The organism is Streptomyces sp. NPDC127190 (assembly GCF_042672505.1).
In the GTDB taxonomy this organism is placed as follows: Bacteria; Actinomycetota; Actinomycetes; order Streptomycetales; family Streptomycetaceae; genus Streptomyces.
Genome location: NZ_JBHXVE010000004.1, coordinates 319,122 through 339,062 on the forward strand (window position 1 = coordinate 319,122; position 19,941 = coordinate 339,062).

Genomic DNA, 19,941 nt, shown 5'->3' on the forward strand with positions numbered 1-19,941 from the left:
GCGCGCCCCCGCCCGGGGGTGTTGCGGGGTGGGCGGGGGCGCCCACAGGCGCCGCCTGGGGCCCGCGCCCACCCCGCGGGCGGGGCCCCCCGCCCATGCCGTGGGGCGAAGACGGGCTCAGCGGATGCGGCGGCCGAACGCGTCCTCGCGCGTGTAGTAGCGATAGAAGAACACGCCGAACGTCACGCCCGCGACCAGCAGCGAGATCAGCACCGACCGCCAGATCGAGTGCCCCTCCTGGCTGTACAGGAAGCCGAACGCGCAGCCGACGAACGCCGTCCACAACAGGGCGTGGATCTCCCGCGGCATCCGCGGGGCAGCGGTCAGCAGGGCGTAGAGCAGCACCGCGAACACAAGGGCGCTGGCGAAGCCCAGCAGCAGGTTCCAGCCGGTGACGGGGCCGCCCTGGCGGTTGTCGGCCGCGACCCAGTAGCCGTACACCAGGCCGAGGACGACCGGCACGGCGAACCGCCCGACGCGGTGCGTCCGCGCGTCGAAGACGTCGGGTGGCCGGTGGACCGCCTCGGCGGCCCGGCCTTCCAGCTCGGGTGTCCGGCCGGGACGGGACATGCCGCCGGGCGCGGGTGCCGCGTGAGCCATGAGAGTGCTCCTCTCTCTCCTCGCCCCCGCCTTCCAGGGCACACCCGGGGGCAGGGCCCGGCAAGTCGGCCAGGAGAGTGACGAGTGCCCCGGCGCGGCGGGGCCGAAGCGTCGTGTGACGCGGGGCGTGCGGCCGAAGCGGCTCGTGATGCGGGGCGTTCGGGGCCGTGTTTCGCTGAGGGGCATGGAGGGCTGCCCGCCGTGACCGACGTCGTGACGGACACCGGGAGGGGCCCCGGCAGGGACGACGGTTCGGTCGTGGAGTACGGGCGGCGCCGCCCGCTGCTCCGGATCTGCGGGCGGAGCGTCGCCTGGCTGGTGCCCCTGCTGCTGCTCGTCACCATCGTGCTGCTGGACTTCAACACCCCCGAGCGGTTCCGGATGATCTCCTGGATCGTGCTGGTGCCGAGCACGGCCGCCGCGCTCTGCGGGGTGTGGACGACGGCCGCGTACGCCGTGCTGGCGGTGATGACGTACGCCGCCGTGGACAGCGCCTGGCCCGGTCAGTACCAGGCCGGTCCGGGCGACTTCGGGCTGGTCGCCCTCGGCGGCCTGCTGGCCACCCTGGCCGCCGCCGTACGGCTGGGCCGGGAGCGGCAGGCCCTGCACATGCGGGACATCGTGGAGACCACCCGGCGGACCGTGCTGCGCCCGCTGCCGGCGCGCTGGGCGGGCCTCGACCACGCCGGGGTGTATCTCGCCGCCGACGTCGACGCCCGGGTCGGCGGCGACTTCTACGACATCCAGCCCGGCCCGCACGGCACCCGGGTCCTGGTCGGGGACGTCCAGGGCAAGGGGCTGGCCGCGGTGGAGACGGCGGCCGCGCTGCTCGGCACGTTCCGCGAGGCCGGCTATCACGAGCGGGATCTCGCGACCGTCGCCGAACGCCTGGAGATCCGGATGCTCCGGCACCGCTCCCACACCGCCGCGCTCGGCCGGGACGACGGGGACCGGTTCGCCACCGCCGTGCTCATCGGCTTCCCCGAGGACGCCTCCGGCGCGGTCGACGTCGTCAACTTCGGGCACGAACCGCCGCTCGCGGTCGGCCCGCGGGGGGTGCGGGAACTGCCCGGCGGGGAGGGGCTGCCGCTCGGCCTCGCCGAACTGGGCGCCGGGCTGCCGCCGGTGCGCCGGGTGCCACTGGCCGCCGACGAGACGCTGCTGCTGGTCACCGACGGGGTGACCGAGGCCCGCGACGACGCCGGGGACTTCTACGCGCTGGTCCGCGAACTGACCCGCGCGGTCGCCGAGGATCCGCGCCGCACCGCACCCGGCCGCCTGGTCCGCCAGGTCCGCGACGGCGTGCTGCGGCACAGCGGGGGCCGGCTGGAGGACGACACGACGGTGTTCGCGGTGTGCCGGACGGTGGCGGAGCCCGAGGAGGAAGAAGGGGAGAAAGAGGGGGATGAAGAGGGGGAGGAATAGTCGCCCGGCCTGCCGGGGTGCGGCGACAGCGGTTACGGTGCTGGCTGGAGAGGCGGAACCGAGGGGTGGGGAGGGACGATGCCCGGAACCGTGCTGCTGCTCGCGGCCGCGCCGGTCGGCCGGGGGCGCCTGGTGGACGCGGCCGGTGTGCTGCCGGTCCTCGCGGCCGTCGCCCCGCACGTGCTGGCCGGCACCGACACCGCCCATGTGGTGGAACTCGTCGACCCGCTGGAACCGCAGGCCGTACTGACCCGGCTGCGCGCCGCCGCGGCCGCGCCGGGCCCGCTGACCGTGTACCTCACCGGACAGCTGACGCTGGACTGCCGCCAGCACCTGCCCCATCTGGCGCTGGCCCGCACCACCCCGGCCACCGTCCGCTACACCGCGCTGCCCTGGCACTGGATCCGCGAGGAGCTGCGGTTGCGCTCCGCCGCGGACACCGCGCTGGTGGTGGACCTGCACGCGGACGCGGAGGCGTGGCGGTACCTCGCCGAGCACGGCCTCGACTGCGGCCCGAACACGGCGGTGTACGGCCGTCTCGCCCCGGCGTCCGGCCGGCGGAGGGCGGCGGAGGCGTCGTACATGAAGGCGGTGGCGACCCTGCTGCGCAGCGGCCACCGGCCACCCCTGCCCCAGCTGCACGAACAGGCCTGGGCCCGCACCGAGCCGACCCCGGGCCACGCCCTCTCCCTCTCCACCGGGCAACCCGCATACACCCCTTACGACACTCCCCCACAGCCTCCGACCCCCGCACCCCCCGCACCCCGGGAACCCCGGGAAACCCCTCCCCCCTCCGATCCGCACGCCGATATCAGTGCGGCGGTTCGGGCCGGGCGGCATGAGGTGGCGGAGGCCCTGGCCGAGCGGTGTGCGGCTGCCGCCGTCCAGGTGCACGGGGCCGGCTCCGAGGAGGCTCTGCACTGGGCCGAGGTCCGGGCCGACCTGGCCATGCTGGCGGGGGACGCGGAGCGCAGCTGCCGGGCGTGGCTGGCGATCGCCGGGGCGCGGTTGACCGCCGGGCAGGCGCCGGACGCGCCGGCCGTGGAGGCGGCCGTCGACCGGGCGCACCACCAGTGGGGGCAGCTCACGGACCCGGCGCAGGTGCGGGAACTCGGCGCCGCGCTCGCCGGACTGAGGGCCCGGGTCCCGGGCCGCCGGCAGGGTGCGCTGGAGAACGTCCGGCAGCAGCTCAGCCAGCTCCAGACGCTCTGACCGCCCGGTTCAGGCGGCCGGCAGCAGCGCGAGGGCGCCGGCGACCAGGGTGCGGACGCCGGGGGCGACGACCGACAGGTCGGGGGCGAAGTGCGGGCTGTGGTTGCTCGGCACGGCCGCCAACTTCTCCGGCACGCTCTCCCCGGGCGCCTGCTCCCACACCTCGGCGGGGGTCGTCGTCACGAACCAGTACGAGTACGGGATCGCCCCCAGCGCGAGCTGCGGGAAGTCCTCGCTGCCCATCGCCGGGCCCGGGTCGAACACCGTGTCCGCGCCGAAGACCTCGCCGTGCACGGCGGCCACGGCGGCATCGGTGCCGGCGTCGTTGACCGTCGCCGGAAACGTCGTACCGACCAGGATCTCCGGCTCGCGCGGGCAGCCGGCGGCCAGGCACTCGCCGCGCGCGATACGCCGGATCGCGGCCAGCATCCGCTGGAGCACCGCTTCCGACTGGGTGCGCAGGTTGAGCGCGATGTGCGCCTCGTCGGGGATGATGTTGTGCCGGGAACCCGCCTCGATCCGGCCGACGGTCAGCACCGCCGACTCGCCCGCCGCCACCTCCCGCGACACCACGGTCTGCAAGCGCGTCACCAGATAGGCGGCGGTCACCACGGGGTCCACGGTCGCCTCGGGCCGCGAGCCGTGCCCGCCGCGCCCGTGCACCACGATGTCCACGTCCGTCGCCGCGCTCATGATCAGGCCCGGCGCGTGCGGGTACAGGCCCGCCGGGCCCGGCGCGGCATGCTGCCCGAGCAGCGCGTCCGGCCGCCCGAACCGCTCGTACAGCCCGTCCTCGACCATCGCCCGCGCCCCGCCCCCGCTCTCCTCGGCGGGCTGCCCGACGACCAGCAGGGTGCCGCGCCAGGTGTCCCGTCCGGCCGCCAGCGCGGCGGCGGCCCCGGCCAGCCAGGTGACGTGCAGATCGTGCCCGCAGGCGTGCATCACCCCGTCGGCCCGGGAGGCGTACGGCAGCCCGGTCCGCTCCCGCACCGGCAGCGCGTCCATGTCGGCGCGCAGCAGCACGGTCGGCCCGTCGCCGTGGCGCAGCCGGCCCACCACCCCGGTCCCGCCGACCCCCTCGGTGGTCTCGTACCCGGCCTGCCGCAGCCGCTCGGCCAGCTTTCCGGCGGTGCGGTGCTCGTGGAGGGACAGCTCGGGGTGGCGGTGCAGATCGCGGTAGAAGTCCTCCAGGGCCGGCACGGGCAGACCGGAGGTGAGGTCCAGGGCGGTGCGGGCGGCGGCAGAGGTCATGGCCGCAGGGTAGGACCGTGCGGGGCGGGATGGGCGGCGATCACCAAAACGTGTGCGGGCGTCGGTGCGGAGGTCCGCGCGGACGTCGTCGGGTCGGACGTCGTGGGGTTGGACGTCGTGGGGTTGGACGTCGTGGGGGCGGACGCCGGGGGGTGGTCCGCCGCCCGCGCCGGGCCCGCGTTCGCCGCCGTGAGCAGCGCCGCCACGGCCACCACCGCGGCGGCGACACCCCGGGCGCACCGTGCGGCGGGCCGGTCGGGGGGTGCGGTTGTACGTCCGGTCACGGCGACCTCGCAAGCACGGTGGCGACGTATCGGGCAGCTGGGCAAGGGCAACTTGCCCAAGTGGGTCAAGTACGTTTAATCCGCCGTTTAACCTAGGGGCGTTCGGAGCGAACGGCAAGGGACACAAGGCGAGTTGGGGGCCGCGCATGCGGGAGCGGGACGACCCGGAGACGGTCGGGCGACGGGTGCAGCGGCTGCGCACCGAACGCGGACTGACCCAGCGGCAGCTGGCCGAACCGGCGTACACGCCGGCCTATGTCTCCACCCTGGAGGCGGGCCGGGTCCGGGCCTCCGACGAGGCGCTGCGGCACATCGCGGACCGGCTGGGCGTGACCTTCGAGGAGCTGGCCGTCGGCCGCCCCGCCCACCTCGCCACCGACCTCAGGCTCCGCCTCACCGAGGCCCAGCGCGTCCTCGCCGACGGCCGCGCGGAGGAGGCCACCGCGCGGTACGCGGAGCTGCTCACGGAGGCGGAGCGGTACGACCTCGACGGCGAGCAGGCCACCGCGCTGCTCGGCCTCGGCGAGTGCGCCCTGGAGACCGGCGAACTGGAGCGGGCCCGCGACCACTTCGAGCGCGCCGAGGAACGCCTCGCCTCCTCCTCGTCCTCCCTGCCCGCCCGCGTCCCGGCCGTGCGCGGCCGGGCGGTCGCCCACTACCTGGCGGGCGAACTCCGCTACGCCGTCTACCTCCTGGAGACCGCCCTCGACGAGCTGAACCGCTGCGGTCTGCACGACCCCGACGCGCTGCTCCAGCTCTACGCCAGCGTCATCGGCCCGTACATGGACATGGGCGCGCACGCCCGTGCCGCCAAGGCCGCCGAGTACGCCCTCGCGCTCGCCCCGCGCTCCGGCGATCCGGCGCTGATCGCCCGGATGCACCGGGCGGTCGCCCGCACCCTGCTCGCCGAGGGCCGGATCGCCGAGGCCGACGCCTCCCTCGCCAAGGCGGCCGAGCTGTACCGCCGGCTGCGCCTGCGCACCGAGCTGGCCCACTGCCACTGGATGCGCGGCTACGTCTACGCCCAGCACGGCGAACTCGCCCGGGCGGAAGAGGAGTTGCGGCAGGCGCTGGCCATGCTGTCGGAGACCCGCGCCGCCCTCTACCGCAGCCAGGCGGCCGTCGAACTGGCCGACGTCCTGCACCGCCGGGGCAGCTCCGCCGAGGCCGCGAGCCTCCTGGAGGGCGTCCTCGGCGACTTCTCCTCCGAGCGCGGCGCCGTGCACGCCGCCGCCGCACACCGCCTCCTCGGCATCATCGCCGAGGACGCCCGCGACACGGAGGCCGCCGAGGAGCACTACGTCCGCGCCCTCAGCATCCTGGAACGCGCGGGCGCCGCCGGCGACCTGGCCGACCTGTGCCGCCTCCTGGGCGACCTGCTGCGCCGCACGGGCCGCACGGAAGCGGCCCTGGACGCCTACCGCACCGGCCTCACCCCCCACCCCACCCCAGGCACCACCACCCTGGGCCCCTCCCCGGCACCACCCCCGCTGTGAGCCCCGCCTCGCGGCACGGCCATTGCTGTGGCCCTGTCCTCGGGATGGTCGCCGCGAGGCGCGCCCCCGGCAGGGCTGCCGCCGGGAGCCGCGTCCCCGGCAGGGCTGCCGCCGGGAGCCGCGTCCCCGGCAGGGCTGCCGCCGGGAGCCGCGTCCCCGGCAGGGCTGCCGCCGGGAATCGCGTCCCCGGCAGGGCTGCCGCCGGGAGCCGCGTCCCCGGTGGAGCTGCCGGCGGGAATCGCGTCCCCGGTGGAGCCGCCGCCGCGAGACACGCCCCGGCAGAGCCGCCACAGTGAGACGCCCCCGGCACCACCCCCGCTGTAATCCCCCCGCAATCCCCCCGCCCTCACACCTCCGCGTGCCCCTGTCTGCGGACGTCCGCCAGGCGTAGGGCGCCGATCTGGACGGCTGCCTGGGTGGCGTCGTTGCCGATGTCGCCGAGGCCGCCGTTGGTGAGGGTGAAGGAGTCCTGGCCGACCCGTACGGCGGCCACGTCCATCGTGAGCAGGGCCTGCTGACCGTCACGGGTCATGGCCGCCAGGGAGACGCGCAGGCCCTGGCGGGCGTCCCCGACCTCGGGCAGTGCCGCCGCGCCTATCTGGACGTCCTCCGTGATCCCGGTCTGGGTGGTGGCGGTGAACCGGGCGCACTGGACCGGCATCGTGCTCAGCCAGGCCAGCGCCGCGTCCACGTCCGACGGGCGGCGTGCGGCGATGGCGTAGCGCAGCTGGGCGTCGGTGTCGGCGTCGTCCAGGCCGACGGCGGCCTGGGCGGGACCGCCGAGCAGCTCGTCCGCGTAGAGCGCGTCGAGGAACTTCTGGCAGGCGCCGGCCGCCGTGGTCGCCTTCAGCAGCGCGTCCCGCCAGGTGGCCGCGCCGCGGGTCGCCGTCCAGGGGGCGCCGAGGTCGGTCTGGGTGAGCAGCGCGGCCTGCGCCTGCTCGTCGGTGAGGGAGGAGCCGCCGGGGTGGGCGGACTTCTTCGGCGGCGCGGTCGGCTTGGCGATCGTGGGCACGGGGTACGGGGCGCTTTCCGGCTGCTTCAGGCTGAGGGCGGCACAGCCGCCGAGCGCGAGCAGGCCGACGCCGAGCAGGACGAAGGGGAGGCGGCCGTGCGGGCCGCGGGGTATCGCTGCGGTCATCGGTGCCTCCTGCGCAGGTCTGGTGCCTGATCTCACGGGATCACCGGGCCGCCCCGGCCACCAGCGCTCGGGGCCGTACGGGTGAGCGGGGGGCGGCGGAAAAAGGGTGGCCCGCGCCGGGCGGGGCCTGTTAGCGTCCGGGGCATGCAGCGCGCCCAGCAGTGCCCGAACCGCACGACGACGCCGGAGACCGTCCCGGCGCGCTGACACCTGACCAGCATCCAAGCCCCGGGGCGCACGCCCCGGGGCTTCGGTCTGTGACGGGGCGTACGCCTCCCCCCAGAAGGAGCGTCCCGCCATGCACGACCACCGCCGGCTCGGCCGTGACCTGGACCTGTTCGACACCGACCCGCTGATGGGCGCGGGCCTGCCGTACTGGCTGCCCGACGGGGCGGTGGTCCGGCACACCCTGGAGGAGTACATCCGGGACGCGGAGCGCGCCGCCGGCTACCGGCACGTGTACTCGCCGGTGCTCGGCAAACGCGAGCTGTACGAGATCTCCGGGCACTGGGACCACTACAGCGCCGACATGTACCCGCCCATGCAAGTCGGCGAGGACGAGGTCGTGCTGCGGCCCAGCCTCTGCCCCCACCACGCCCTGATCTACCGCTCCCGCTCCCACAGCTACCGCGAACTGCCACTGCGCATCGCCGAGTTGGGGCCCATGTACCGGGCCGAGCTGTCCGGTGTGCTCGGCGGGCTGACCCGGGTCCGGGCCATCCAGCTGAACGACGCGCACATCTTCTGCACCCTGGACCAGGCCGTGCAGGAGGCCCGCGACGCGCTGCGGCTGATCGCCCGCGCCTACGCCGACCTCGGCATCCGTGCCGTACGCCACCGGCTGTCGCTGCCCGGGGCGGGCGGGAAGTACGTCGCCGATCCCGAGCTGTGGCGGCGGGCCACCGGGATGCTGCGGGAGGTGCTCGCCGAGGCCGGGATCGAGCACGAGGAGGCCGAGGGGGAGGCCGCCTCGGCGGGCCGCGAGTCCACCCTGTCCACCGTGCAGATCGACTTCCACCAGCCCGCCCGCTTCGACCTGCACTACATCGGCGCGGACGGCGCGAAGCACCGGCCCGTGATGGTGCACCGCAGCGTCATCGGCAGCGTGGAGCGGGCCGTCGCCCATCTCGTGGAGGCCCACGGCGGGGCCTTCCCGGCCTGGCTGGCCCCGGTGCAGCTGGTGGTGCTGCCGGTCGCCGAGGAACAGGTGGCACAGGCCGCGGAGGCGGTCGCACGGGCCCGGGAGGCCGGGCTGCGGGCCGAGCTGGCCGGGCCCGAGCAGGGCACCCTGGGCGCCCGGATCCGGGCGGCGCGCCTGGTGCCGTACCAGGCGGTGATCGGCGCGCGGGAGGCGGACGCCGGGCTGGCGGCCGTACGGCTGCGGGACGGACGGCGCCCGGGCGAGCTGCCGGTGCCGGAGCTGCTGCGGCGGATCGGCGAGCGGGTGCGTGCGCGCGGCGCGGAGCTGTGGACCTGATCTAGGGTTTGAACGTCGGTACGACGAAGGAGTCAGCTGTGACCGGTCAGCCCATCCCCGTGATCATCGACTGCGACACCGGCGTGGACGACGCCCTGGCCCTGCTGTTCGCCGTCCGCCACCCGGGACTGGACCTGCGGGCGGTGACCTGTGTCGCCGGGAACACCGACGTCGACGGCGTGGTCCGCAACACCCTCACCGTGCTGGAGCAGGCGGGCGCCCCGGACATCCCGGTGGGCCGGGGTGCCGAGCGCCCGCTGCTGGAGCCCGCCCGGCCGGCGCAGCATGTGCACGGCGCCGACGGCATGGGCGACCTCGGCCTGCCCGCGCCGTCCCGCACCGCCGCCGACGTGGACGCGATCACGCTGCTGCGCCGGGAGATCCTGGCCTCCCCGCGCCCGGTCACCCTGATCCCCACCGCGCCGCTCACCAACATCGCCCTGCTGCTGCGCACCCACCCCGAGGTGACCCGCAACATCGAGCGGATCGTGTTCATGGGCGGGGCGGTCGCCACCGGGAACGCCACACCGGTCGCCGAGTTCAACGTCTGGCACGACCCGGAGGCGGCGGCGATCCTGCTCACCGCCGGGGTACCGATCACCATGTACGGCCTGGACGTCTTCATGCGGGTGGTGGTGGACACCCCGGACGTGCACCGGCTGCGCGCCAGCAGCGAGCCCGGCACCCGGCTGGCCGGCGAGCTGCTCGCGCACCGGCCGACCACGCAGGGCGAGGAGCCGGAGGCGGAGGAGGCGGGCGGCCTCGGCGACGCGGGCGCGGTGTGCGCGGTCGCCGACCCGCAGGGCATCGTCACCCGCCGCCTCCCGGTGGAGGTCTCCCTGGCCCCCGGCCCGGGCCGCGGCCAGACCATCGTGGACCGCCGGCCCCGGCCGGGCGAGTCCGAGATCCACGGTGAGGCCCGCGAACAGGCCCTGGTGGACGTGGCGTTGGACGTCGACGTGGACCGGTTCGTGAAGCTGTACCTGGAGACGGTCGAACGCTAGGGCGTCCTTTTAAGAGGGCCCTAGTCGGACAGGGTGGAGGCGCGCGCCGTCCAGCGTTCCTCCACCCGCGCGAACCTCCAGTACGCCAGCGCCGCCGCCCACACCACCACGAACAGGCCGACGATGACGTAACCGGCGCTGTCCAGGTTCACCCCGGCGATCCAGCCGGTGACGGAGTCGCGCAGGTCCAGCTTGTCGTGGACCACGCCCACCAGCTCGATCGTGCCGATGAAGAAGGCGACGGCGATGGACAGCCCGGTGATGGTGAGGTTGTAGAACACCTTGCGGACCGGGTGCGAGAACGCCCACTGGTAGGCGAAGTTCATGAACGTGCCGTCGAGCGTGTCGAACAGGCACATCCCGGCGGTGAAGAGCAGCGGCAGGCACAGGATCGCGTACCAGGGCAGGCCCGCGGCCGCGCCCGAGCCCGCCATCACCATCAGCGTGACCTCGGTGGCCGTCTCGAAGCCGAGGCCGAACAGGAAGCCCACCGGGTACATCTGGCCGGGGCGGGAGACGGACCTGGTCAGCCGGCCGAGGAAGCGGTTCATGAACCCGCGCGAGTCCAGCTGCCGTTCCAGCTCCCGCTCGTCGAAGGTGCCCGCGCGCATCGACCGGAAGACCCGCAGGATGCCCAGCAGGGCGACCAGGTTGAGGGCCGCGATCAGGTAGAGGAAGGCGCCGGCGACCGTCGTACCCATGAAGCCGAGCACCTGGTGGGTGGTGGACTTCTCGCTGGTCACCGTGCCCGCCAACCGGGTGCCGCCGGCGATGAGCAGCGCCAGCAGCACCACCACGCTGGAGTGGCCGAGGGCGAACCAGAAGCCCACCGACACCGGCCGCTTGCCGTCGGCCATCAGCTTGCGGGTGGTGTTGTCGATCGCGGCGATGTGGTCGGCGTCGAAGGCGTGCCGCATGCCGAGGGTGTAGGCGGTGATGCCGAGACCGACGCCGAAGACGTCCCGGCCCACCTTGTAGTGCCCGGGGGCGACGAGCAGGAAGAGGATGCCGAAGGCGACGACGTGCAGGGCGACGATCACCGCGAGCAGTCCGGCCGTCCTGACCGTGTCCTCGCGCTGCCAGCGGAAGGCCGCCTTGTCGGACGCGGGCAGGGTGGTTCCGGGCAGGTTCATACGGTCAGCTCCAGCACCTCGTGGATCCTTCATCAGTGCCGTGGCCGGTCTCCTGGCTTACGGGTCGTGCGTTCGTCGCCCCTGCCTTCCCGGTCGTACGACCAGTGGCCCGGCGGATGCCGGACGGGACGGGAACTCCCCGATCACAGTGGCGAGGGCCGCGTCGATCTCTCATCGACTTCCCGAGCACCACGGCCCGCCCACCGTAGGGGGCCCGACCATCTCCTGCATAGCTGCACAACCGGGCAGGTATTCAAGATCACATACCGGCCTGCGAGGATGTGGGCATGCATCTCGTGCCTGCCGACCGCGCCGACCGTCGCACCATCGACGGCCACCGGGTGTGCGACGCGATCGCCGCCATCGGCGACGCGGGCCGTCTGCGCGCCTGGGCCGACCGCTTCTCGCTGCTCGCCGATCCCAACCGGCTCGCCCTGCTGCTGGCCCTGCACCACACCGGGCCGCTCGCCGTCTCGGACCTGGCCGTCGCCACGGGCATGAACGACCCGGCGGTCTCCCAGGCGCTGCGGCTGCTGCGTGCGGCGGGCGTGGTGGCGGGGGAGAAGGAGGGGCGGGTGGTCCGCTACCGGGTGGTGGACCAGCGGGTGCGGGGCTTGTTGGAGCACTGCGGGGAGTGAAACGCGGCGCACCTCGCCGCTGAAGGTTGCTTTTCCGGGCAATGTGGACAGGCTCTCTCCTGTCGTCCTTCCGAAAGGGAGCCCGTATGGCCCGTATGGCAGAGTCCTCGCCGGACCTCTCCTCCCGGAACCCCGACTGGTGGCGGCAGGCCGTCATCTACCAGGTCTATCCGCGCAGCTTCACCGACGCCGACGGTGACGGCCTCGGTGATCTGCGCGGCATCACCGAGCGCCTGGAGCATCTCGCCGAGCTGGGCGCGGACGCCCTGTGGCTCAGCCCCTTCTACCCCTCCGAACTCGCCGACGGCGGCTACGACGTCGCCGACCACCGGGACGTCGACCCCCGGCTCGGCACCCTGGACGACTTCGACGCCCTGGTCGCGAAGGCGCACCGGCTCGGGCTGAAGGTCGTCGTGGACATCGTGCCGAACCACACCTCGCATCTGCATCCCTGGTTCCAGGAGGCGCTGCGGGCCGGGCCCGGCTCACCGGCCCGCGACCGGTACGTCTTCCGGCCCGGCCGGGGCGAGCGCGGCGAACTGCCGCCCTCCGACTGGCAGTCCGTGTTCGGCGGCAGCGCCTGGCGGCGGGTGCCCGACGGCGCCTGGTACCTGCACCTCTTCGCCGCAGAGCAGCCCGATCTGAACTGGGAGCACGAGGACGTACGCGCCGACTTCCGGGCCACCCTGCGGTTCTGGGCCGACCGGGGCGTCGACGGCTTCCGCGTCGACGTCGCCCACGGCCTCGCCAAGGACCTCTCCGAACCGCTGCGGGACATCGGCGGTATCGGCGCGACCGGCGAGGAGGCCCTGCTGCGGGTGGAGCCGGGCACCCACCCCTACTGGGACCGGGACGAGGTGCACGAGATCTACCGCGACTGGCGCAAGGTCTTCGACGCCTACCACCCGCCGCGCTGTGCCGTCGCCGAGGCCTGGGTGCCGGGCGCCCGCCGGGCCCGGTACGCGCGCCCGGACGAGCTGGGCCAGGCCTTCAACTTCGAGTACCTGGAGGCCCGGTGGGACGCCGGGGAGCTGCGCCGGGTGATCACCGAGGAGCTGGCCACCGCCCGCGCGGCCGGGGCCGCCGCCACCTGGGTGCTCTCCAACCACGACGTGGTCCGGCACGCCTCCCGGCTCATGCTGCCGCCCGGCACCGACCCCGGCGCCTGGCTGCTGTCCGGCGGCACCGCGCCCGCGATCGACCCGGCGGCCGGACTGCGCCGGGCCCGCGCCGCGACCCTGCTGATGCTGGCGCTGCCCGGTGCGGCCTACCTCTACCAGGGCGAGGAACTGGGCCTGCCGGAGGTCGCCGAGCTGCCCGCCGAGGTGCTCCAGGACCCGATCTGGGAGCAGACCGGCCATGTCCGCAAGGGCCGCGACGGCTGCCGGGTGCCGCTGCCGTGGACGACGACCGGACCCTCGTACGGCTTCGGGCCGGGCGCCGGCTGGCTGCCGCAGCCGCCGTCCTTCGCGTCGTACGCCGTCGAGGCACAGGCCGGTACGGAGGGCAGCACGCTGGAGCTGTACCGCACCGCCCTCCGGCTGCGCCGCAAGCTGCTGGAGGGCGAGGAACTGACCTGGACGCCGGGCGCCCCGCCCGGGGTCCTGGACTTCACCCGCACCGCCACCTGGCGCTGCGTCACCAACCTCACGGACCACCCGGTACCGCTCCCCCCGGGCGAAATCCTCCTGACCAGCACCCCCACCCCCGGACCCGGCCCCCGGGACCTACCCCCGGACACCACGGTCTGGCTCGGCTAGGGGGCCTTTCCGAGCATCCGATCGTCAGGCTGGTTGTGAGAGATGGGGAGGTAACTGAGGCTTCCTAGCACGGCACATCGCCACCGCACCGCCACAAGGTTCCCCGGTCCGCGTAGACGTTGGCGCGGGGAGACCACGCGTGGCCCGTCCACTCCTGCCCGTCACCTGCGGCAATGTATGCCTCCCCCTGATAGGCCAGCGGGGCGTCCTGGCGTGCGGTCCCGCAGAGGGCCGGATCGGTGGTGAACGTGGTGCCCGGTTCAACGGTGATGTGGCTGGTGGATGGCCCGGGCATACAGTCGTGACCCGCTCCTGCCCAGAAACCAGCCACCTTGACCGTGACGTGCGCGGCGGAGGCCGTGGGATTGTCGACCTTGAGGGCGAAAGCCACCTTGTCGTGCTGGACCTTCGCGCAGGCACGCAGATGAACACCGGACGGACCGGCTTTGGGCGGAGAACAGCGGCTGTCTCCCCCCAGCGCGTCACTGGGCTGGGCAGTCGTTCCCGCGGCGGATGTCGCTGGGCTGGAGGAAGGCTCGGCCTGACCGCCCTGCTCGGTCGACCCCGACCATCCCCTCGCAGCGACTCCCAGAACGATCAGCAGGCCGACGCCCGCAGCGACGCCGGCCGGCCGCTTCCAAGAGCGGGAGGCGGCAAGGGCAGGAGGATCCGCGATCGTCCGCGGCGGAGCCGATTCGTCGGCGGGCGGCTCGGGAGCCTTGAGCGCGTTGACTACCGCACTGCGCCATTGGTGGCCTTTGATCTTCTGTAGCTCGGTCTTGTGGAATTCGATCCGCCGGGCGATCCCCATCAGCCGCTCGCGTTGGGGCGCTGCATCGTCCCGGAAGGCCGCCACAATCCGGGCGGTGTCCTGGACGGTCGGCAGACGGCTGGATCTCTTGTTCTCGCCGAGCAGCTGATCGCGGCCGAGCAGCCAATGCCCCAGGAGAGGGTTGTCGATCTTCGGGTCCGCGTCCCTCAGCCGGGCGAGCAGCCCCGAACGGGAGGGCCCAGCCCCCTCCATCACCTGCTGAAGGCAGTCGCGCCACTCATCCAGGGCCTGGACGAGGGCGTGCGCCAACCCTTCGAAGGACTCCCCTGGTTCCCTCACCGCTACTTCTCCTCCCACCCAGAGCTTGCACTGCGCTAGTGAAACAGCAGGTCAGAGCGTGTGCACCGTGCACTGCAAGCACCTGCCGGGCGAAGGGTCTGGAGCAGGCTTCCGGCACTCCCGAAAGTGGAATGCGGCGGACGCCGACAGTGCTGATCCGCCCTCAACCCACCTACGCAGGAGCGGAGTTCTGCCATGACCCGATCGACGACCCGAAAGCATCGCACAGTCCTCACCCTCCTCGCGGCCGTGCTCACGGCGACCGCCGCACCGCTCGTCACCCCTGCCACGGCCGAAGCCGCCACGGGCGGCCGGGTGTGCCTCTTCCTGGACAAGGAGGGCGCCCGAATCGCCGGCCGGACGTACGGTCACGTCGCCTGGTCGATCCGCGACCCGCGGAACACCAACCACTGGATCTGGGGCGCCACCGAGGGCTACAAGGGCAAGCTGCACATTGCGGCCGGCGACTACAACGGCAGCTGGATCAAGGGCGGCACCTGGGACGGGCTCCGCAGGAGCATCAAGCGGGACGGCCACCACCGGGCGGGCTACTACGACGCCTACCGGTGCATCAACACGGCCAGTGGTGACCTCAAGGCCGCGCAGCGCACCTTCGACAACATGAAGAACAACGGCTACGACATCGGCTTCAACAACTGCCTCACGAAGTCGATCGCGATCTTCCGCAAGTACAGCCCCGCCCTCAGCAGCAAGAACCTGCCCGACGGTCAGACCGTCCCGCCCAGGAACTACTTCGCGACCACGCTGGACAACGCGCGCGGCTGGGAGAAGGCCCGCACGTACTGAGGGCCGATCAGCACGTGCCGCTCTTCGGTGAGGGCTTCTGTCCCGCGGCACGAGCCCTCACCACCTCAGACATCGAAGGAGAACGAATTTCATGAACGAGGTACCGCGCCCGGAGCCCGAGCGGAGCAACCTTTCGGGCCGGCAGCCGGGGTTCGGCTTCTCGTACATGCCGCCTCCGCCGAGTTACCCTCCGCGGCCGCAGATGCCGCCGGGCTTCGGGTACGCGCAGCAGTCGGCGTATGCCGGCGGCTCCGTGGAGATGCCGCAGCGGGTCAGGGCGGCTCGCATCGTCCTGTTCCTGCTGGCGGGCTTCCTGATCGTTCTGGGCCTGACTGCGCTCGCTCAGGCCGAGGCGGCGCAGAGCGCTCTCGATCCTTACAGCGGGTCCTGGTGGTCCCATGCCCCCGCTGTCGAGGAGGCGGAGCAGGACGCGGCAGTGCAGATGGCGGTTGCGCAGTCCGGGATGCTCCAGGGTGTCGTCTACGCGGCCCTCGCGCTCGTGCTCGCCACACGATTCGGCAAGGGCGGCACCGCCCTCCGGATCGGCACGATCGTCTACGGCGCCTGGCACTGCGTCGTCGGCACCTACACGCTCGGCCTCACTGCCGGCATCGCCCCCACCGCCGTCGTCATGGCAGCCCTCGTAGAGCTGGCCGCTGGTGTTCTGCTGATCGTCTTCATGGTTCAGAAGGACGGCGTGGCCTGGTTCAGCCGCCCACGCCACTGAGCACAGCCGAGCCGGTCGCCTTCAGCTCGGCCCACACCGTCTTGCCCTTCCGGGACGGCTGGACCAGCCAGCGGGACGCCAGGGCGTCCACCACCGCCAGCCCCCGGCGTAGTCGTCAGCCGGACGCCGTACAGCGCGGCGGCCGGACGCGTCCGCGACCGACACCCACACGGTTCCTGCGTCCGGGTGTTCCAGCGTCAGACGGCAGGTGCCCGGATCATCCGGCAGCGGGGACGCCGGGCGCGCATGCTGAACAGCGTTCGTCACCAGCTCGGAGACGACGAGTACGACGTCATCCGTCATGTGCTCCAGGCCCCAGCACGCCAGCGCCGTGCGGACGCTCAGCCGCGCCACCGCTGCCGCCGTCGGGTCCAGCGGCAGGGTCTGCATGTACCCGGGCACAGGGCCGGTCAGGGGCCGCAGCGCGGGCAGTCCGGGGGAAGCAGTCGTGGTCATTACCGCCTCTTCGTCGTCTCGGTGTCCGTCGGCGCTCTCCGGGGCGGGAGGGACCGGTGAGCCGTCTACCGGCCGTCCGGACGTTCTCCGGACGGCCGGTAATCACTCAACTCCGCTGCGCTTCCCTGGGTAAGGGAGCAGAGTGGAGGGTGAGTTGCACCGGTTGCACACGCTCGGGGGTCTCGATGGGACGTCGACCACTCACACCGAACGACCGCCTTGCGGCGTTGATGCGAGAGGGGAACATTCAGAACGACCAGCTGGCCCGCCGGGTCAACACCGTCGGCGCGGAACTCGGCCTCCGCCTGTCCTACGGCAAAGCGGCCGTCTCGCAATGGCTGAAAGGGCATCTGCCGAAGAAGGAGGCCCGACCGCCCGTCGCCGAAGCGCTCTCGCGCCTCCTTGCGCGCCCCGTAACCTCGGCGGAACTCGGCTGGGAGGACCATCCGGTCGATTCCCCGGACGCGGTGTCGGGGATGGTCGATCTCGGAAGGGCGGACATGGACCCGTCCAGGCGTGCTCTGCTCGGCGCGGGCCTGTACTCGGCAGCACTGGTCGTCCCCGGGTACCGGGACGTCGCAGGCCGGATCGAGCGTGTCTCCGCCGGTCGGACCGTCCGTATCGGCATGTCCGACGTGGCGACCGTGGAGCGGATGACGGAGCGGATCGCGGACATCCTGGACGACCTCGGCGGCGGCCACGCCCGGCCCATGGCGGCGGCGTTCCTGGTCAACACCGTGGGGCCCTATCTGCGCGCTGACGGCACGGACGAGGTGAAGCGGGCGATGCGCGCGGCGGCGTCGGACCTGACGTACCTCACGGGCTGGATGGCCATGTACGAGCGGGAACACGGCCTGGGGCAGCGCTACTACGTCAAGGCCCTCGAGCTGGCCGGCGAAGCCGAAGACCACGTGACGTACTGCCGGACTCTGCGCGGGATGGCGTTGCAGGCGTCGAACCTGGGCTACGGCCCGAAGGCCCTCGAACTCGCCGACTCGGCCGCCGAAGTCGCACCGGCGTCCGGGCCGCGCCTGGTGGCGTTCCTACGCGGCCAGCAGGCCCACGGAGCGGCCATGGTCGGCGACCGCCGTCAAGCGCTGACCCGGCTCCGGGAAACCGAAGAAGCGCTCTCGCAGGCCGACGGCCGCAACGACCACATCGGCGGATACGACCGCGCCGCCTACGAATTCCACGTCGCCCACGTCATGTGGGCCCTCGGCGACCGGCCTGCGTCGGTCAAGGCCCTGCGCCGGTCCAACAAGGCCCGCCCTGCCGGAGAGCGGCAGGGACGCGTACACGCCACCGGTCTCCTCGCCTCCCGGCTCATGGAGATGCGGCACGTCGAAGAGGCGTGCCAAGAGTGGGGCGTGTTCCTGGACGACTACGCCGCTATCTCCAGCGCCCGCGGGGACGAACATTTCGCCACGCTCCGCAAGAGCATCCGGCCGTACAGGACCATCCCGGCCGTGCGGGAGATCTCGGCGCGGGCCCGGGAAGTGGCCCGGCAGAAAGCCGCGGCCTGACCGGCACACACCCCGGCGGCCCGCTCCCACCCCTTGGGACGGGCCGCCGTCACACCGCCAACGTGTTCCCGCGCTAGGCCGGGTAATCGAAAGGCACCTGCGCAGACGCGGTATCCACTGCACCATCCCGGACAAGCCTGATCAGAGCCGCAACCGCAGGAAACTCGGCTCTCGAGGCGGCCGTCCGCCGCAGTTAGACCCAGAGGACTGCAAGGCTCGCCACGCAGTTGAGTGCGGCATCAACCGCCTCAAAAGGCACCGTGCCGTGGCGACGAGGTATGACAAACTCGCGGTCCGATCTGAGGCGACTGTCCTCATCGCAGCCATCAACGAATGGCTGTGACCAGCACATTCGATATACGCCTCAGGTCAGTGCCAGGGTGCCGCCGACCCGTTGTAGGTGAGCTGGAATACCCCGGCCATCACCAGGAGCACCACACCAACAACGGCAGTCGACCACTTCGGCTTCCTCCGCCAGGCCACCGCCCATACACACATCAGAACCAGCGGAACCCAGCCGCCAAGGTAGATCCACCATGGGGTCTGTTCCATCGCGGGGGTCTGCCCTTCCCGTGGTCTACCCGTGGCCCGCACGCTCCTTGTGCGGAAGTGCGCACATCGAGCCTGTGAGCGGTGCGCTGGTCTTGTGGAGTGCGGCCGGTCCAGGCCGACGGCCGTAGAGCGCGGCCAAGAGGGTGTTCAGCTCGGTCGTCACAGACTGATCTCGGACACCCTCGTGAGCGAGAGGGGGACGTGATGCAGTTCACGGAGAAAGGGTGACAGGGTGGTGTCGCGGACAGCTGCGACTGTCGACGCATGACGATCACAGATGAGGACTGCCTGACGTTCAACGCCCAGTTCGAGGCTGCTGCCGCGAGCCGTCCACCTCGTGGGCAAGCGGTGGATGCAGACGTGCTGGCGCTTCTGCGGCGCAACCGGCTCGGTGGCGACACGCCACCAGTGCGACTGCCGCAGGGCCAGGACCGCGTCGTCGCGGGCGGGGTGAAGGTCCGGGCGTTCGTGCCGGATCACGTCGACGGCGTGTACCTGCACATACACGGCGGCGGCTGGGCGTTCGGCTCGGCGGACGGGCAGGACGAGAAGCTGTGGCGGCTTGCCGTGGAAGCCCGGCTGGCCGTGCTGAGCGTGGACTACCGCCTGGCGCCGGAGCACCCCTTTCCCGCCGGCCCCGACGACTGCGAAGCGGCCGCCCGGTGGCTGGTGGACCACGCGGAGACCGAGTTCGGCACGGGGCGGCTGTTGATCGGTGGCGAGTCGGCCGGCGCCCACCTGAGCGTCCTGACCCTGCTGCGGCTTCGCGACCGGCACGGCATCACCGGCACGTTCCGTGCGGCCCACCTGGCCTTCGGCCCCTACGACCTGTCGATGACACCGAGCCAGCGGCTGTTCGGCTCCCGGCGGTTGCTGAGCAACTCCGACTCACTGCGGGGGAGTTACGAGCTCTTCACGCCGGGAATGAGCCCGGAGGAGCGCCGCGACCCGCAGGTCTCGCCGCTGTACGCCGATCTCACCGGCCTGCCCCCTGCCCGGATCGTCGTCGGCACCCAAGACCCGCTGCTGGACGACTCGCTCTTCCTGGCTCAGCGATGGCAGGCGGCCGGGGCGGCCGTGCAACTCGACGTCGTCGCAGGCGCGATGCACGGCTTCACCCTGTTCCCGTCGGCCATCACCGCACGCGAACAGCAGCGGGAGCGGGACTTCCTGGCCGACGCGTGACGGTAGCGTCAGCCCATGGACCGTACTCCTCGGCTCTACGCACTGGTGGAAGAGTTGCGGGGGGGGGGGGGGGGGGGGGCGCTCGGCGAGGCTCGCGAGCCTCCCGACGACGGCGAGGGGACTGCCCCCCACGCGCGCCGGCACCGCGAGCGCGGCCAGCGC

Annotated in this window: 17 protein-coding genes, 1 pseudogene and 1 riboswitch; of the genes and pseudogenes, 11 read left to right on the top strand and 7 right to left on the bottom strand. The window is 72.9% G+C overall.

Going from position 1 to position 19,941, the window contains the following annotated elements:
* Positions 1-117: 117 nt before the first annotated feature.
* Entirely contained in the window at positions 118-600 is a 483-nt protein-coding gene (locus ACFVIU_RS09550; RefSeq protein ID WP_385841662.1) for a hypothetical protein, read from the bottom strand.
* Positions 601-813: 213 nt separating this feature from the next.
* Here ACFVIU_RS09550 and ACFVIU_RS09555 point away from each other — a divergent pair, with 213 nt between their 5' ends.
* Positions 814-2,025 carry a PP2C family protein-serine/threonine phosphatase gene (locus tag ACFVIU_RS09555; RefSeq protein WP_385841812.1) on the top strand — a complete coding sequence of 404 codons (1,212 nt, stop codon included), beginning with the start codon at positions 814-816 and terminating at the stop codon, positions 2,023-2,025.
* Between the two features lie 78 nt (positions 2,026-2,103).
* The gene (locus ACFVIU_RS09560; protein WP_385841663.1) at positions 2,104-3,237 is read left to right on the top strand and encodes a hypothetical protein; all 1,134 of its coding nucleotides are present in this window, start codon (positions 2,104-2,106) and stop codon (positions 3,235-3,237) included.
* Between the two features lie 9 nt (positions 3,238-3,246).
* Here ACFVIU_RS09560 and ACFVIU_RS09565 read toward each other — a convergent pair whose 3' ends face one another.
* Positions 3,247-4,488, bottom strand: a complete 1,242-nt coding sequence (locus ACFVIU_RS09565; RefSeq protein ID WP_385841664.1) for an amidohydrolase — start codon at positions 4,486-4,488, stop codon at positions 3,247-3,249.
* Positions 4,485-4,772 carry a hypothetical protein gene (locus ACFVIU_RS09570; protein WP_385841665.1) on the bottom strand — a complete coding sequence of 96 codons (288 nt, stop codon included), beginning with the start codon at positions 4,770-4,772 and terminating at the stop codon, positions 4,485-4,487. Before ACFVIU_RS09570 ends, ACFVIU_RS09565 begins: the two co-directional genes overlap by 4 nt.
* 146 nt (positions 4,773-4,918) lie before the next feature.
* On the opposite strand from ACFVIU_RS09570, the gene ACFVIU_RS09575 reads away from it, so the two are divergent.
* Positions 4,919-6,268, top strand: a complete 1,350-nt coding sequence (locus ACFVIU_RS09575; protein WP_385841666.1) for a tetratricopeptide repeat protein — start codon at positions 4,919-4,921, stop codon at positions 6,266-6,268.
* A gap of 346 nt (positions 6,269-6,614) precedes the next feature.
* Here the strand turns inward: ACFVIU_RS09575 and ACFVIU_RS09580 are convergent, their stop codons facing one another.
* On the bottom strand, positions 6,615-7,406 hold the full coding sequence (locus ACFVIU_RS09580) for a hypothetical protein (protein ID WP_385841667.1): 792 nt from the start codon (positions 7,404-7,406) through the stop codon (positions 6,615-6,617).
* A 238-nt stretch (positions 7,407-7,644) separates the two neighbouring features.
* Between ACFVIU_RS09580 and thrS the strand changes: the two are divergent.
* Positions 7,645-8,883 (top strand): annotated as a pseudogene (gene thrS / locus ACFVIU_RS09585) (threonine--tRNA ligase); the annotation flags it as partial.
* Between the two features lie 38 nt (positions 8,884-8,921).
* Entirely contained in the window at positions 8,922-9,887 is a 966-nt protein-coding gene (locus ACFVIU_RS09590; protein WP_385841668.1) for a nucleoside hydrolase, read from the top strand.
* A gap of 20 nt (positions 9,888-9,907) precedes the next feature.
* On the opposite strand, the gene ACFVIU_RS09595 is transcribed toward ACFVIU_RS09590, so the two are convergent.
* Positions 9,908-11,020 carry a HoxN/HupN/NixA family nickel/cobalt transporter gene (locus tag ACFVIU_RS09595; protein ID WP_385841669.1) on the bottom strand — a complete coding sequence of 371 codons (1,113 nt, stop codon included), beginning with the start codon at positions 11,018-11,020 and terminating at the stop codon, positions 9,908-9,910.
* 24 nt (positions 11,021-11,044) lie between these two features.
* Positions 11,045-11,229, bottom strand: a riboswitch (cobalamin riboswitch).
* Positions 11,230-11,307: 78 nt separating this feature from the next.
* On the opposite strand from ACFVIU_RS09595, the gene ACFVIU_RS09600 reads away from it, so the two are divergent.
* Positions 11,308-11,658 carry an ArsR/SmtB family transcription factor gene (locus tag ACFVIU_RS09600; protein ID WP_385841670.1) on the top strand — a complete coding sequence of 117 codons (351 nt, stop codon included), beginning with the start codon at positions 11,308-11,310 and terminating at the stop codon, positions 11,656-11,658.
* A 95-nt stretch (positions 11,659-11,753) separates the two neighbouring features.
* Positions 11,754-13,418 (top strand): glycoside hydrolase family 13 protein, encoded by a 1,665-nt coding sequence (locus tag ACFVIU_RS09605; RefSeq protein ID WP_385841813.1) that lies wholly within the window; start codon positions 11,754-11,756, stop codon positions 13,416-13,418.
* 64 nt (positions 13,419-13,482) lie between these two features.
* Here the strand turns inward: ACFVIU_RS09605 and ACFVIU_RS09610 are convergent, their stop codons facing one another.
* Positions 13,483-14,529, bottom strand: coding sequence for a hypothetical protein (locus ACFVIU_RS09610; protein ID WP_385841671.1), 1,047 nt, complete (start codon positions 14,527-14,529; stop codon positions 13,483-13,485).
* Positions 14,530-14,724: 195 nt separating this feature from the next.
* Between ACFVIU_RS09610 and ACFVIU_RS09615 the strand changes: the two genes are divergently transcribed.
* Positions 14,725-15,336, top strand: a complete 612-nt coding sequence (locus ACFVIU_RS09615) for a Tat pathway signal protein (RefSeq protein WP_385841672.1) — start codon at positions 14,725-14,727, stop codon at positions 15,334-15,336.
* A gap of 91 nt (positions 15,337-15,427) precedes the next feature.
* A complete protein-coding gene (locus ACFVIU_RS09620) occupies positions 15,428-16,063 on the top strand; it encodes a hypothetical protein (RefSeq protein ID WP_385841673.1) in 636 nt (211 codons plus the stop codon).
* Positions 16,064-16,084: 21 nt separating this feature from the next.
* On the opposite strand, the gene ACFVIU_RS09625 is transcribed toward ACFVIU_RS09620, so the two are convergent.
* A complete protein-coding gene (locus tag ACFVIU_RS09625; protein ID WP_385841674.1) occupies positions 16,085-16,519 on the bottom strand; it encodes an ATP-binding protein in 435 nt (144 codons plus the stop codon).
* 230 nt (positions 16,520-16,749) lie between these two features.
* Between ACFVIU_RS09625 and ACFVIU_RS09630 the strand changes: the two genes are divergently transcribed.
* Positions 16,750-18,042 (top strand): hypothetical protein, encoded by a 1,293-nt coding sequence (locus ACFVIU_RS09630; RefSeq protein ID WP_385841675.1) that lies wholly within the window; start codon positions 16,750-16,752, stop codon positions 18,040-18,042.
* Positions 18,043-18,858: 816 nt separating this feature from the next.
* Positions 18,859-19,779 (top strand): alpha/beta hydrolase, encoded by a 921-nt coding sequence (locus ACFVIU_RS09635; RefSeq protein ID WP_385841676.1) that lies wholly within the window; start codon positions 18,859-18,861, stop codon positions 19,777-19,779.
* The last annotated feature ends 162 nt before the right edge of the window (positions 19,780-19,941 follow it).

Coding starts and splice junctions, on each gene's coding strand:
- ACFVIU_RS09550 (WP_385841662.1), bottom strand. CDS start 600: ATGGCTCACGCGGCACCCGCGCCCGGCGGCATGTCCCGTCCCGGCCGG.
- ACFVIU_RS09560 (WP_385841663.1), top strand. CDS start 2,104: ATGCCCGGAACCGTGCTGCTGCTCGCGGCCGCGCCGGTCGGCCGGGGG.
- ACFVIU_RS09565 (WP_385841664.1), bottom strand. CDS start 4,488: ATGACCTCTGCCGCCGCCCGCACCGCCCTGGACCTCACCTCCGGTCTG.
- ACFVIU_RS09575 (WP_385841666.1), top strand. CDS start 4,919: ATGCGGGAGCGGGACGACCCGGAGACGGTCGGGCGACGGGTGCAGCGG.
- ACFVIU_RS09580 (WP_385841667.1), bottom strand. CDS start 7,406: ATGACCGCAGCGATACCCCGCGGCCCGCACGGCCGCCTCCCCTTCGTC.
- ACFVIU_RS09595 (WP_385841669.1), bottom strand. CDS start 11,020: ATGAACCTGCCCGGAACCACCCTGCCCGCGTCCGACAAGGCGGCCTTC.
- ACFVIU_RS09600 (WP_385841670.1), top strand. CDS start 11,308: ATGCATCTCGTGCCTGCCGACCGCGCCGACCGTCGCACCATCGACGGC.
- ACFVIU_RS09605 (WP_385841813.1), top strand. CDS start 11,754: ATGGCAGAGTCCTCGCCGGACCTCTCCTCCCGGAACCCCGACTGGTGG.
- ACFVIU_RS09615 (WP_385841672.1), top strand. CDS start 14,725: ATGACCCGATCGACGACCCGAAAGCATCGCACAGTCCTCACCCTCCTC.
- ACFVIU_RS09620 (WP_385841673.1), top strand. CDS start 15,428: ATGAACGAGGTACCGCGCCCGGAGCCCGAGCGGAGCAACCTTTCGGGC.
- ACFVIU_RS09625 (WP_385841674.1), bottom strand. CDS start 16,519: ATGACCACGACTGCTTCCCCCGGACTGCCCGCGCTGCGGCCCCTGACC.
- ACFVIU_RS09630 (WP_385841675.1), top strand. CDS start 16,750: ATGCGAGAGGGGAACATTCAGAACGACCAGCTGGCCCGCCGGGTCAAC.
- ACFVIU_RS09635 (WP_385841676.1), top strand. CDS start 18,859: ATGACGATCACAGATGAGGACTGCCTGACGTTCAACGCCCAGTTCGAG.